Annotated in this window: 12 protein-coding genes; 6 read left to right on the top strand and 6 right to left on the bottom strand. The window is 58.9% G+C overall.

Features of this window, described 5'->3' with window-relative positions; translation table 11 throughout:
• Positions 1 to 171: 171 nt before the first annotated feature.
• Positions 172 to 1,209: an AraC family transcriptional regulator gene (locus CL546_RS10340; protein ID WP_290494719.1), complete on the bottom strand. Its 1,038-nt coding sequence runs from the start codon at positions 1,207 to 1,209 to the stop codon at positions 172 to 174.
• A 95-nt stretch (positions 1,210 to 1,304) separates the two neighbouring features.
• Between CL546_RS10340 and CL546_RS10335 the strand changes: the two genes are divergently transcribed.
• Entirely contained in the window at positions 1,305 to 2,171 is an 867-nt protein-coding gene (locus CL546_RS10335) for a metal-dependent hydrolase (RefSeq protein WP_290494718.1), read from the top strand.
• A gap of 136 nt (positions 2,172 to 2,307) precedes the next feature.
• Here CL546_RS10335 and CL546_RS10330 read toward each other — a convergent pair whose 3' ends face one another.
• The 5 genes from CL546_RS10330 to CL546_RS10310 all read right to left on the bottom strand — a co-directional run bounded on the left by CL546_RS10330 (position 2,308) and on the right by CL546_RS10310 (position 6,998).
• Positions 2,308 to 2,961, bottom strand: coding sequence for a class I SAM-dependent methyltransferase (locus CL546_RS10330; protein ID WP_290494717.1), 654 nt, complete (start codon positions 2,959 to 2,961; stop codon positions 2,308 to 2,310).
• Positions 2,954 to 3,667 (bottom strand): lipopolysaccharide kinase InaA family protein, encoded by a 714-nt coding sequence (locus CL546_RS10325; RefSeq protein ID WP_290494715.1) that lies wholly within the window; start codon positions 3,665 to 3,667, stop codon positions 2,954 to 2,956. The genes CL546_RS10330 and CL546_RS10325 overlap by 8 nt, the downstream gene beginning before the upstream one ends.
• Before the next feature lie 268 nt (positions 3,668 to 3,935).
• On the bottom strand, positions 3,936 to 4,943 hold the full coding sequence (locus CL546_RS10320) for a DUF2333 family protein (protein WP_290494714.1): 1,008 nt from the start codon (positions 4,941 to 4,943) through the stop codon (positions 3,936 to 3,938).
• Between the two features lie 52 nt (positions 4,944 to 4,995).
• Positions 4,996 to 6,330, bottom strand: coding sequence for an ATP-binding protein (locus tag CL546_RS10315; protein ID WP_290494712.1), 1,335 nt, complete (start codon positions 6,328 to 6,330; stop codon positions 4,996 to 4,998).
• Positions 6,330 to 6,998 carry a response regulator transcription factor gene (locus CL546_RS10310; protein ID WP_290494710.1) on the bottom strand — a complete coding sequence of 223 codons (669 nt, stop codon included), beginning with the start codon at positions 6,996 to 6,998 and terminating at the stop codon, positions 6,330 to 6,332. The genes CL546_RS10315 and CL546_RS10310 overlap by 1 nt, the downstream gene beginning before the upstream one ends.
• A gap of 341 nt (positions 6,999 to 7,339) precedes the next feature.
• Here CL546_RS10310 and dsbD point away from each other — a divergent pair, with 341 nt between their 5' ends.
• The 5 genes from dsbD (at position 7,340) to prmA (ending at position 12,847) form a co-directional block, all read left to right on the top strand.
• Positions 7,340 to 9,220 (top strand): protein-disulfide reductase DsbD, encoded by a 1,881-nt coding sequence (gene dsbD / locus CL546_RS10305; protein WP_290494708.1) that lies wholly within the window; start codon positions 7,340 to 7,342, stop codon positions 9,218 to 9,220.
• 270 nt (positions 9,221 to 9,490) lie between these two features.
• Positions 9,491 to 9,931: a type II 3-dehydroquinate dehydratase gene (gene aroQ, locus CL546_RS10300; RefSeq protein WP_155132676.1), complete on the top strand. Its 441-nt coding sequence runs from the start codon at positions 9,491 to 9,493 to the stop codon at positions 9,929 to 9,931.
• Between the two features lie 2 nt (positions 9,932 to 9,933).
• The gene (gene accB / locus CL546_RS10295; RefSeq protein WP_290494705.1) at positions 9,934 to 10,389 is read left to right on the top strand and encodes an acetyl-CoA carboxylase biotin carboxyl carrier protein; all 456 of its coding nucleotides are present in this window, start codon (positions 9,934 to 9,936) and stop codon (positions 10,387 to 10,389) included.
• Between the two features lie 12 nt (positions 10,390 to 10,401).
• The gene (gene accC, locus CL546_RS10290) at positions 10,402 to 11,748 is read left to right on the top strand and encodes an acetyl-CoA carboxylase biotin carboxylase subunit (RefSeq protein ID WP_290494703.1); all 1,347 of its coding nucleotides are present in this window, start codon (positions 10,402 to 10,404) and stop codon (positions 11,746 to 11,748) included.
• A gap of 217 nt (positions 11,749 to 11,965) precedes the next feature.
• Positions 11,966 to 12,847: a 50S ribosomal protein L11 methyltransferase gene (gene prmA, locus CL546_RS10285; protein ID WP_290494701.1), complete on the top strand. Its 882-nt coding sequence runs from the start codon at positions 11,966 to 11,968 to the stop codon at positions 12,845 to 12,847.
• Positions 12,848 to 12,896: the final 49 nt, after the last annotated feature.

The raw sequence follows: 12,896 nt of genomic DNA, 5'->3' as shown, positions 1-12,896 counted from the left end.
GGGGGCAAGACCTACGAGTTTCGAGTTTCGAGTTTCGAGTTTCGAGTTTCGAGTTTCGAGTTTCGAGTTTCGAGTTTCGAGTTTCGAGTTTCGAGTTTCGAAAAGCAAAAACCGAAGCGCCTGGCCTGTAAAGGTTTTGATCTTCGCAACGCGAAACTCGTTACTCGCGCCTCACACCCACGAGTGTTGCTCCCGATAGCCCTTCGGAGTCAGTCCACTCCAGCGCTTGAACGCCTTGGAAAAGTTCGCCACATCATTGTAACCAAGATGATAAGCCACCTCGCTGATACTCTGCTCCGCCTTCCCCAACAAGCGGCAAGCCTGCCGATAGCGCTCTTCGTCCTGCAACTGGCGATAGCTCAACCCGACCTGCTGCAAGTGACGCTTCAGAGTGCGGGCAGACACCGCCAGCCGATTCGCCATGCATTCAAGCGACGGCAACGGCGCCGCATGGTCCTGCAACGCTGCGCGGATACGCTCCGCCATCACGCCATCTTCTTCCGTGCGCCACTGACGAAACTCCATCTCGCACTGCTCCCGGGCAATCGCTGCCACCTGCGGGTCCGCCAGCCGCGGCCGCGCCTCCAGCGCAGACAAGGGGAACACCAGCGCGTCTTCCGACTGATCAAACCGCACCGGCACCCCTACATCGTCCCGCAGCGCCGCCAGCCAGGCCGGCGCGGGCCCGCGACGGTGAATCTCCAGCCCCTCCGGCAGGCTCTCCAACAGCTGCTCGATCATGAACGCCAGCCCCACCAGCATGGCTTCGATAATAAAATCATGGGCCACCCCTAACGGGCGGGTGCTGCGTAATTGAAGATGGGCCCGGTCTGCATGGCGGGCCTGATGAATTTCCAGAAACGGGGCGCGCAGGCCGAGAAACCGGCAAGCCGCATCAAGGGCATCCTGAGCGCTGGCGCTGGACAGGGCCAACAGCCCCACCGGGCCATGCAGGGTAATGCTCATGGCGCGGGCATAGCGAAACCCCAGGCCACGGTCCCCCACCATTTCAACCCCGCGCTCGGCCACTGTCTGGGCCAGGGACATGGAGACCCGGCGATCCACCGCCAGCAGCTCATCCCGACTCACCCCCAACCCCACCAGCAGGGCCGGCGCATCCAGCTTCAGGGCCACCAACAGGTCGTACAACAGCACCACATAGATGCCCGGCACCCCGGCATTTCCCCAGGTGCGGCCCGAACTCACCATTTGTTGGCCCTCCACGACAAGAACTTGGTTATCCCTGCCTGCATAGTAGTTGTCATTGAGCAATGTCACCAATGGCATTTGCGCCAGGAGCCAACATGAAATTGCCGCTGACAAAAAAACATGAGGCACCGGTTGTGCCCATCGTACCCCGCCGTATGGGGTTTTCCTTCGATGGCATACAGCACGATGATTACTGGTTTGATAACGACCCGGTGCTGACCCATCTGCTGAATATCCTGTCGCTGACCTTTCCCGACGGTGAACGTTTCTTCGTGGATTCTGTGCGTGCCCTGCGCGACCAGGTAGAGGACAAGGATCGCCAGAAGGATATTTCCGGCTTTATTGGCCAGGAAGCCATGCACTCCCTGGAACATCAGGCCTTCAATGACCTGATTGCCGATGGCAAATATGACGACATCGTTGCCCATGCTCTGGGTGTCACCAACAAGCTGCTGGCCGGTGCCCGCAAATACATGAGCAAACGCCAGCAGCTGGCGGCCACCGCCGGCCTGGAGCACTTTACTGCCATTCTGGCCGACGCCATCCTGCGCCGCCCGGACCTGATGAAAAAGATGGACCCGGCGGTACGCGACCTGTGGGTTTGGCACGCCATTGAAGAAACCGAACACAAGGCCGTGGCCTACGACCTGTACACGGACGTGAACGGTAACTACCTGGAACGCCAGCGCCTGTTCCTCTCCAGCACTGCCTACCTGATCGGCTTCTCCAGCTACTTCACCTGGCAGATGCTCAAGCGAGACAATGTCCACCGTAAACCTCTCACCCTAGCCAAAGGGCTGTGGAAAGGGTTTGGCTACAGAGGCGTGATCAGCAGCATAATCCCCGCCTGGTTCAGCTACCTGAAACCCGGCTTCCACCCCTGGGACGACGACAACAGTGCGCTGATTGAAGAATGGCGTAAGAGCCTGCCCGAGCCAAAGAAAAATATCCGGGCAGCTTGAATACCGCTGCCGAACACACCGAGTATTGGTGCACTACTAACAAGCAGGTAAAAAAAGAGCCCGCGCCCGGATTACCGGCGCGGGCTGTTGCGGTTATCACACCGGAGGGTGTACAAAGGCGATCAAGCGCTCCGCTTCACCGGTTACTCACACGAATAAAGTACGCCATGTGCAGCGCATGGAAGTAACGCCGCTGCGCAACATCCCTTGCCAGAATAAACCCCAGTGGCTCAAGCACAGATTGCAATTCAGTCAACGATGTATGGTTCTGCCGGCTACGACGCCCCGTGAGTCGATATCTCAACCAGCGTTTCAGGCCAGTATAAGACCAGGGAGAAAGGTACGACACCAGCAAGTGCTGATCCGCTACCCGGGCCAATTCGGTCAATAATTTTTCACGGATTTGCGCATCCGGAAAATGGTGAATCAAACGAAAACACACCACCAATTTAAATTCCCGACGCTCCCAGGGCATGGCAAAAACATCGCCAACGTCTACCTCACCCGACAATGCATTATCGGTCAGTAATTTCCGGGTAAAGTCCGCAGCAGCACTACCCAGATCCATGGCGGATACGTCCCAGCCTTGCTGAGCCATCCACAGGCTAAGGCGACCAGCACCACAGGGAGCGTCCAGCACGCGGGCACCGGCAGGCAGGTCTGGCATGGAACGCTCAACCAGCGCCATTTCCGCAGCGTGTTTGGCCGGCTTCCGGTTGGCATAACGCAATACTGTTTTCTCATCCATCTTGACCCGGTCTCGGGACAGCGCAACAACATCATCAAGCATGACGGGGATCTCTGTGTAAGGGGAGTGCGGAGGCGTCACGGCGACCGGCCCTCTCATGCAATGCATGCAGATGAGCGCGAATAGCCGGCGACAGGAAATGGCTGCGACGCAGCAATTGGGAAAAATCGGAACGGGCGGCGGCAGCCACACTGAAACGCTGGCGAAAGCGTTCGAGATCCAGCAGCACGATATCCAGTGACACCGGATGCACCAGCACATGAGCTGGATAGCAGGCGCCATGCTGCCAGCGGTTGCGGTGCAAACTGTGCAGCACACGCAACAGGCGCATCATCACTATCCGTAATTGCGCATCGTCCTGGGTCTTGGCAAAGCAAGCCAGGTCCACATAGCCTGGCGGCGCCAGCGTCACCAGTATTGCTGCACCGTCGCGCTCGCCGTAATAAAGCCATTCCACCACCGGAATGGCGGCGGACTGAAGGCGCTGCAACGCCCTAAATTCATGAAAGTAAGTGGGCCGCATTTGCCAGGGTTTACAAGCCATGCGTCGGAATTGATTCTGCTGGCGTTTGACGTAAATCCACTGACCATCATCCAGCTGATGCCGGGTCACACCGCTCCATCCGCCGCGACGATAATTTGGTGTTTCAACCCACTCGGTGGGTAGTGCCCACATGAGATCGAATCCGGCCATGCCATTGCGGTCAAGACGGGACTGCCACTGCGGTGCGATATAAGAAACGGTCACGTTACCTCCTCGGCCCAATCAACAGGCGCACAAGAAAGGCTAGTGACGTTAACTTAAGAAAGACTTAATGAGACAAAACAAGGTAGCGCAAGAAGGAAGCTATTGAGCTCAAGCGTGGCAAATGATTGACTGCGCAGACGCCATTATTGAGAGTAGAAATACAAGAGGCCGCACCCAGCACTTGAGCGCGGCCTCTTCGTTTCCGAGATAGCACTAGCGATTAACGCGCAGCTGTTAACTCTCCACTATCAACCTTCAACGGCTTTTCTCACCCTTCCTGAAGCAGCTTGCGCAGGTCAATCAGGGCAGCGTTAGCACGGGAGACATAATTAGCCATGACCAGCGAGTGATTGGCAAGCATGCCAAAACCATCACCATTGAGAATCATAGGACTCCACACCGTTTCCTGGGTCGCCTCCAGTTCGCGAACCATTTGCCGGAAACTGATAGTGGCGTTCTTTTTGCGCAGCACGTCCGCAAAATCCACTTCCGCTGCGCGCATTAGCTGGGCAAGCGCCCAAGTTGCACCACGGGCTTCATAGAAAGCGTCATCAATTTTCAGCCACGGTGTTTTGACAAAATCTTCATCGCTCTCCGGCTTCGCCGCCACAATGGTGCCGTCCTTGTCCACATTCAGCTGGCTGCGCCCGACACTCTGGCTCAGTTTCAGACTCAGGGATCCCAACCGGTTCTGCACCTCGTTCAACCAATAGTTCAGGTTATCGGCCCGGGCGTAGAACTTGCCGTCGTTCTCATTGGCATCCGTCAGCCGATCCACATAACGCTGCAACGCCTTGATGCCCCGGCGATACTCGCTTTCCGTGGCCGGCATGGCCCAGCTTTGGGCATCGAAATTGAACTGCGGCTCGGCAATAGCCAGGTCTTTATCTTCCTGGCTCTGGGATTGTGAACGGCTCATGTCCCGGCGTAATACCCGGCTGAAATCGCGCGCCTGCACCAGTACGCCATATTCCCAGGCCGGCATGTTATCCAGCCACAGACGGTGCGGAAGCACATCATTACTGAGGTAACCACCAGGCTTGGACAGCAGGGTATCAGCAACAAAAATCAGCTCCCGCGCGGTAGTCTCGCCTCGCACGGCATCCGCTTTCGCCGTCACCTCACGCAACTCAGGCTCCTGGCTCCAGTACCAGCCCAGCAGCACGTCGATCAACAACAGCAAACCAAGCAACCAGAACAAACCCTTCCAGATTCGATTATTGCGAGGGTCCAGCATGGCATCCCCCATTTTCTCACTGAATTTATCGTTACTCATGCTCACTCCCAAGATCCGTCTCACCGCAACTCAAACCCTTACTATAGCTCACTTATCGCTCGCTGCCCGCTGAAGCTGCAGGCAAAGACAGTATGGCTGCGGCGGTCGTGTCACCCTCACGCTGTCGATAACGCAAGGTTCCACCATAGAGAGACAAAACACCATCTACAATCGACAATCCCAAACCCGCCCCACCGGCCACACCGGAGCCACGACTGAAGCGTTCACTAAACCGTTTCTGCTGTGCCTCGCTCAGGCCGTCGCCGGCATCGCTGATTACCAGTATCACTGTGTCATCAGTCACCGCTGCGCTAATCGCAATATCTCCGGCCGGGGCATACCTGCAAGCGTTGTCCACCAGATTGCGTAACAACAGATGCAGGGCCTCTGGTGGTAACGAAACCCAGACGGGCTGCTCCACCAGCAACTGAAGTTGTTGCTGATATTGGTCAGCCAACGGCACCAGGCTGGCCAGGGTGTCTCTCGCCACCGACACCACCTCTGCCCGGTTAATCTCCGGCATGCGGGCGTGCAGGGGATCCAGCCGGGCGAGCACCAATAACTGCTCCAGCATTCGTTCAGCCCGGGTAATGGCCTGCTGCATTTGCAGCAATGAGTCATCAGATAATGGCGTTTGCGAGCCACTGACGGCGTTATCGGCATGCAGGCGCAACACCATCAGCAATGTACGCAGCTCGTGGGCCGCATCGGCGGTAAACCGTTTTTCACGGGCAATGCCGTCTTCCAGCCGTGTCAGCAGGGCATTCAGGGCGTCATGGAGCGGTTCCAATTCCCGCACAGGGCGAGCGCGAACCAGCGGCGACAGGTTTTCCGGGGTACGGCGACTGACCGATGCCGTCAGAGCGGCCAGCGGGGCCAGCCCCCGACGAATCGCCAACCACACCAGCAGAAGGATCACAGGGAGGCTGAGCACATAGGGCGCAAGCACCGTCGCCGTCATGTTATCCACGATAGAACGGCGGGCAGCATCGCTTTCCGCCAGCACCAGCCAGCGATTCCCCGGCAACGGCAGCGCATAGCTGTGCCAGCCATCACGCTCACCAAGATGCGGCTCATCCTGCAAAGCAACCAGTGGTGTTGTCGGTGTGCCTTCACTGGCGGAAACCAGCGTGTCACCTTGCCACACCTGATAGACAAAGTAGCGTTGATAACGATGCTCAGCCTGCGTCAGCGGCGTGGACAGGGAGGCATCACGATGCGCCGGCAAAAACCGGGCGAGCAGATGGGCGCTCTGAACAAGCTCGGCATCAAACTGCTCATCCAGTTCGTGGTACAGCGTCAGGTAGGTCATGGTGCCAAGCAGCACACCGCCACCCACAATGAGCACCAGCAGCGAGGCCAGCAGAAAGCGGCGAATGGAAAACACTAGCTTTCATCTCCGCCAACAAAGCTGTATCCCACTCCTCGCACGGTGCGAATCACCGTATTGCCCAGTTTTTTACGCAAATGGTGCACATGCACCTCCAGCGCATTACTTTCGATACCCTCACTCCAGCCATATAACCCCTGCTCCAGCTGCTCCCGGGTGAAAACCCTGCCCGGGCTCCGTACCAGCTGGAACAGCACGCCCATTTCACGGCGTGATAACGGAACCGTCTGCCCGGCTTTCGTGACGGTAAAACGCTCCGGATCGATGCCCAGATCCGCAAAATGCAGCACGGGGGACGCCTGTTCGGTGCGACGACGCAATCGGGCCCGGATCCGGGCGACCAGCTCCGAGGCCGCAAACGGCTTGATCAAATAGTCATCGGCACCGCCATCCAGGCCCCGCAAACGGTCATCCAGCTGATCACGGGCGCTGATAATTATGACCGGCAGCTGCCGATTGATCTGGCGCAATGCACCTAGCACCTCCAGGCCATCCATTCCCGGCAACCCCAGATCCAGCATCAACAAGTCGAAACCGCCCTGGCGAACAGCCCCCAGCACCAGCTCTCCCCGGTCCACATGATCAACGGTATAGCCTTCGGACTGTAAGGCCCGCAGCAACCCCGCAGCCAACATGGGATCATCCTCAACAAGTAAGAGTCGCATGGTTAGGTCACTGCTCACATCAGGTAGTGATGTTTATCTTGCCTATTTGTATCGCACATCGCCTACAGGGAAAACCGCAATCAGGTTCACCACCGACGCCGCCTATCACACCACTGGTGCCACGACGGCTTGGCCTTGTGCCACAAACGCGTTACATCCATGGCCTCGCCGGTCTACAGACTCGGGATTTTTCGCTAAACTGCGGCAGCTGCAGGGCAGCGGGCCACTCTGCATTCCCGGCCTTAACGAACCCTTAAACCCAGCGAATGAAACTAACGCCCTGTTCCAGCATCAAAGCGCCACACCAATCCGGCGCATCGGGCAAGGGTAAGGAGAATTTGATGAAGCAGTACTGGCAGCGTTTTCTGGTCGCCGCTCTGGTCTTGGCCCCACTGTCCTGGGCAAGCGCCAACAATTTGTTCGGCGAGGAAGAGCGCCTGCCCACCGTGGATGAAGCCATCCAGCTGGTGGCCGATGCGGACTGGGATAACCAGCAACTGCTGCTGAATTTCGAACTGATCGACGAGGTGTATCTTTACCAGCACCGTTTTGGATTCACACTGCGCGACACCAACGGCAATGTGATTAACGATTTTGCCGAGCTGACCCTGCCCGCCGGCAAAGCCAAAACCGACGAAATCTTCGGCGACGTCCAGGTGTATTTCGATCGCCTGGATCTGGCTCTTCCCTTGCATAGCGTGCCGCTGGTAGATACGGAACTGGAAGTGCGCTACCAGGGCTGCATTGAAGACACCTTGTGCTATCCGCCAACCAAAAAAATCATCGAATTCGCCAATCCCCAACCGACAAAAAAGCCGGTGGCCGCTCCGCCAGCAGCGGCATCTGACTCCAGCGCTGGTCCAGGCTTTCTCGACACACTGCAGTCCGAAGATGCCAACGCCTTCAATCAGTGGATGAAGGACCAGCCCCTTGGCCTGATCATCGGCCTGTTTTTTGTGGGCGGCCTGCTACTGGCCTTTACCCCGTGCGTCTTCCCCATGGTGCCAATTCTGTCCGGCATCATTGCCGGAGAGAAAGAACCCAGTGCAGCCCGCGGCTTCACACTGAGTGTCAGCTATGTTCTGGGCATGGCGGTGCCTTATACCTTGGCCGGCCTGCTGGTGGCACTTTTCGGCGCCGGCTTGAACCTGCAATTCTTGCTGCAGCAACCCGCGGCCATCATCACTTCCGTGGTGGTCTTTATCGTACTGGCCCTGTCCATGTTCGGGTTGTATGAGCTCCAGCTGCCGGCGGCGCTGCGCAACAAGCTCCATCAACCGGGGCAGGAAGCCCGCGGCAGCCTGATCGGCGCCGCCATCATGGGGACAATCTCAGCCCTGGTGGTTTCCCCTTGCGTCACCCCGATCCTGGCCGGCGCCCTGATTTATGTGGCCGCCAGCGGCGATGCGGCCACCGGCGCCGCCTCCCTGTTTGCCCTGTCCATCGGCATGGGCCTGCCCCTGATCATCTTCGGCACCGGCGGCGGCAGCCTGCTCCCCCGTGCCGGCATGTGGATGGAAGAGATCAAACGGTTCTTCGGCGTGGTCATGCTGGGCGTGGCCATCTGGCTGCTGGATCGCATTATCGGTGACACCATTACCTTGGGCCTCTACGGCCTGTTGCTTGCCGTCTATGGCGTACAGCTCGGCGCACTGGAACCTGCCGGTGAAGGTATGGCCCGCCTCAAGCGCGGCTTGGCCCTGGTGCTGGCCCTGTATGGCGCGGTAATGATTGTCGGCGCGTTAAGTGGCGGCAAAGATCCCCTGCAACCGCTGGCACACATGACCCAGCCAGCAACCCCGGTGGCTGGCAGTGCGCCCCCCAGCAATGCCCCAACCGCGAACGACCACGGCCCCTGGCAGACCATCGTGGGCAAAGCCTCACTGGAGCAGGCGCTGTCCGCATCCCGCCAGGCCGGCAAACCGGTGCTGGTGGATTTCTTCGCCGAATGGTGTGTGGCCTGCAAGGTGCTGGAAGAAACCACCCTTAGCCACCCGGATGTACTCAACGCCATGAACGGCTTCGACCTGTACCGCGTGGACATCACCGAGATCAACGCCGACAGCCAGGCCATCATGGAGCAGTACAATATTCTCGGCCTGCCGGCACTGGTGTTTTTTACCCCCGCCGGCACCGAAATCCCCGATTCTCGCGTGTTGGGTGAGATGGGCCCGGAACGCTTCATTGAACATCTGGACAAGCGAGTGATGCCGACGCTGTAACGCTCGCCTTCCCTGGCGACCGTTCCCCTGCCAGCCTGCAAGGGGAACGGAGCGCAGCGGTTTCACAGCCCAAACCAGCCCGCTATACAACCCCCATGAAATGGTACCGATATCACGCAATCTTCCGGTAACTTGTAACGAATGTTGTAAAGCCCTTTTTTCTGTCATGGTTTGCCCCTAATATTGCATTTGTGCGAGAAAGCCCGGGCTAATCTGGATTTTTCCAGCACGATCACTGCAAATAACGACAAATTCGCAAGGGGACCCGTTTTGGCTTCCATTCTGGTCTTACATGGCCCAAACCTGAATCTGCTCGGTACCCGCGAGCCGGACAAGTACGGCCACACCACCCTGGCGGATATCAACCAGCAACTGCAGGAACAGGCCAGCACGGCCGGCCATCACCTGCAGCATCTGCAAAGCAACGCGGAATACGAGCTGGTCGAACGCGTTCACGATGCCCGCACCGAGGGAATCGACTTCATCATCATCAACCCGGCGGCGTTCACTCACACCAGTGTGGCTCTGCGCGATGCCCTGCTGGCGGTGAACATTCCCTTTATCGAAGTGCATCTGTCCAACGTGCATGCCCGGGAAGCCTTCCGCCACCACTCTTATTTTTCCGATATTGCCAAGGGCGTTATCTGCGGTCTCGGTGCCACCGGCTATGCGCTGGCACTCACCGCTGCTCTCGAACAACTGGATGACTGAACATGGATATTCGCAAAATCAAGAAACTGATTGAGCTGCTCGAAGAGTCCGGCATTGAAGAGCTGGAGATCTGTGAAGGGGAAGAGTCCGTCCGCATCAGCCGCGGCTCACGCCAACCCGCAGCGCCGGCGCACTATTACGCCGCGCCACAGGCACCAGCGCCGGCACCTGCTCCGGCTCCCTCTGCCACCGAAGCCCCTGCGCCGGTAGACAACACGCCCAGCGGCCATCTGGTGCGCTCCCCCATGGTCGGCACCTTCTATCGCTCCCCGTCGCCGGGTGCGGCGTCCTTTGCCGAAGTGGGCCAGAAGGTCCAGGCAGGCGATGTGCTGTGCATCGTGGAAGCCATGAAGATGATGAACCAGATCGAGGCCGACAAGTCCGGCACGCTGGATGCCATTCTGGTAGAAGACGGCGAGCCGGTTGAATTCGACCAGCCTCTGTTCTCCATCGTTTAACGGAGGCATCTCATGCTGGAAAAGGTCGTCATTGCCAACCGTGGCGAGATTGCTCTGCGTATCCTTCGCGCCTGCAAGGAGCTGGGCATCCGCACCGTGGCCGTTTACTCCAAGCCCGACCGGGACCTGATGCACGTACGCCTGGCCGACGAAGCCGTGTGTATCGGCCCCGCGTCATCCACCGATTCGTACCTGAACATCCCTGCCCTGATCAGCGCAGCGGAAGTCACCGATGCCGACGGCATTCACCCCGGCTACGGCTTCTTGGCGGAAAACGCGGACTTTGCCGAAAGCGTGGAACGCTCCGGTTTCACCTTTATCGGCCCGAAAGCAGACACCATCCGCCTGATGGGCAACAAGGTTGCGGCCATCGAGGCCATGAAAAAAGCCGGCGTCCCCACCGTGCCCGGCTCTGATGGTCCCATCGGGGACGATGATGATGCCTCACTGGCCATGGCCAAACAGATTGGTTACCCGGTCATCATCAAGGCCGCCGCCGGTGGTGGTGGCCGCGGCATGCGCGTCGTGGATGAAGCCAAACACCTGCTCAACGCCATCACCCTGACCCGCTCGGAAGCCAAAAACGCCTTCGGCGATGCCACCGTCTACATGGAAAAATTCCTGCAGAAACCGCGACATGTGGAAGTGCAGGTACTGGCTGACGGTGCTGGCCATGCGATCCATCTGGGTGACCGCGATTGCTCACTGCAACGCCGCCATCAGAAAGTGGTGGAGGAAGCCCCGGCCCCCGACATCCCACAGCACCTGAAAGACGAAGTCGCCCAGCGCTGCGTGGATGCCTGCAAGACCATCAACTACCGGGGCGCCGGCACGTTCGAATTCCTCTATGAAGACGAGCGTTTCTACTTCATCGAGATGAACACCCGGGTTCAGGTAGAGCACCCGGTTACCGAAATGGTCACCGGGGTGGATATCGTCAAAGAGCAACTGCGAATCGCCGGCGGTGAAGGGCTGGCGCTGCAACAGGCCGACGTGCAGTTCCAGGGCCACGCCATCGAAGTACGCGTGAACGCGGAAGATCCGGTGCGTTTCACTCCTTGCCCTGGGAAAATTTCCTACTTCCATGCGCCTGGCGGCAACGGCGTCCGGGTGGACTCCCACATTTACAGTGGCTACACCGTCCCCCCCTACTACGATTCCCTGATAGGCAAGCTGATCACCTGGGGGGAAAGCCGTGACATCGCCTTTGCGCGCATGAAAAACGCGCTGGACGAAATCGTGGTAGAAGGCATCAAGACCAATATCGCTCTGCACCGCGACAAAATCTTCAAGGACAAGGCGTTCATTGAAGGCGGAGTGGATATTCACCACCTGGAGAAAAAGCTGGGCGATCAGTAAGCGCCGGCTTTTTCCTCTGCGCCACAATAAAGGCCGCGCCCGCTAACCCGGCGCGGCCTTTGCTTTTCTGGCCCGGCAACGGCAAAAACATTACCGCACCAGCGAACCGCCCAGCATAACGACAGGCAGCACAGGGCCGCAGAATCCGCTAGACTGCCGCCACTTTACGCCCGTACATCACACCACCCGTACATCACAACGTCTTGCAGGAGTATCCATGGCCTGGCTTCAGCTCCACCTTGCCACCACCGAACAACACGCCGATGCCTTTCAGGCTGCACTGGAAAACCTCGGCGCCGTGGCCGTGACACTGACTGACGGTGCCGACCAGCCGGTGTTCGAACCACCGCCCGGCACCCGGCCGTTGTGGCAGAACACCGTGGTCAGCGCCCTGTTTGAGCAGGACCAGACTCCCGAGCTGATACTCGCCGCCCTCACCGCCCAGGGACTGAATGCAGAAGCCAGCCACCACGAAACCCTGGAAGACCAGACCTGGGAGCGGGCCTGGATGGACGACTTCTCGCCCATGCAATTTGGTGAGCGCCTGTGGATCATTCCCAGCTGGAGCGAGGCGCCAGACCCGCAAGCCGTAAACCTGAAGCTGGACCCGGGCCTTGCCTTCGGCACCGGCACCCACGAGACCACCTCGCTGTGCCTGCAATGGCTGGACGGCGCTGACCTGCACGGCAAAACCGTGCTCGATTTCGGCTGCGGCTCCGGGGTGCTGGCCATCGCCGCGCTGCTACTCGGCGCCGGCGATACCACCGGCACGGATATCGATCCCCAGGCACTGATCGCCAGTGAAGACAATGCCCGTAATAATGGCGTGGCAGACTCGCTCACCCTGCACCTGCCGGAGCAGATGCCCGCGGATTACCAGTGCGACGTACTGGTCGCCAACATCCTGGCCGGCCCGCTGGTGGAATTGTCCGGGCTGCTGGCCCGCTACTGTCGACCCGGAGGCACTCTTGCTCTGTCCGGCATTTTGGCGGAACAGGCAGAATCGGTCCGCACCGCCTATTCCCCCTGGTTTGATCTGACCCCCACCACCCAACAGGGTGACTGGGTACGCATTGACGGGGTGCGCCGCGTCACCTGAATCCACAGATTCAGGGAAAACTGAGTGACAGGTCCTTGCGGCCTGTCCC

The sequence above is a fragment of the Alcanivorax sp. genome (assembly GCF_002726155.1).
In the GTDB taxonomy this organism is placed as follows: domain Bacteria; phylum Pseudomonadota; class Gammaproteobacteria; order Pseudomonadales; family Alcanivoracaceae; genus Alcanivorax.
This window is presented reverse-complemented; position numbering and strand designations above follow the sequence as displayed.

Excerpts from the sequence above, each read along its gene's own strand:
- accC (WP_290494703.1), top strand. The coding sequence starts at position 10,402 with ATGCTGGAAAAGGTCGTCATTGCCAACCGTGGCGAGATTGCTCTGCGT.
- CL546_RS10310 (WP_290494710.1), bottom strand. The coding sequence starts at position 6,998 with ATGCGACTCTTACTTGTTGAGGATGATCCCATGTTGGCTGCGGGGTTG.
- CL546_RS10330 (WP_290494717.1), bottom strand. The coding sequence starts at position 2,961 with ATGCTTGATGATGTTGTTGCGCTGTCCCGAGACCGGGTCAAGATGGAT.
- CL546_RS10340 (WP_290494719.1), bottom strand. The coding sequence starts at position 1,209 with ATGGTGAGTTCGGGCCGCACCTGGGGAAATGCCGGGGTGCCGGGCATC.
- dsbD (WP_290494708.1), top strand. The coding sequence starts at position 7,340 with ATGAAGCAGTACTGGCAGCGTTTTCTGGTCGCCGCTCTGGTCTTGGCC.
- CL546_RS10335 (WP_290494718.1), top strand. The coding sequence starts at position 1,305 with ATGAAATTGCCGCTGACAAAAAAACATGAGGCACCGGTTGTGCCCATC.
- CL546_RS10320 (WP_290494714.1), bottom strand. The coding sequence starts at position 4,943 with ATGAGTAACGATAAATTCAGTGAGAAAATGGGGGATGCCATGCTGGAC.
- prmA (WP_290494701.1), top strand. The coding sequence starts at position 11,966 with ATGGCCTGGCTTCAGCTCCACCTTGCCACCACCGAACAACACGCCGAT.
- accB (WP_290494705.1), top strand. The coding sequence starts at position 9,934 with ATGGATATTCGCAAAATCAAGAAACTGATTGAGCTGCTCGAAGAGTCC.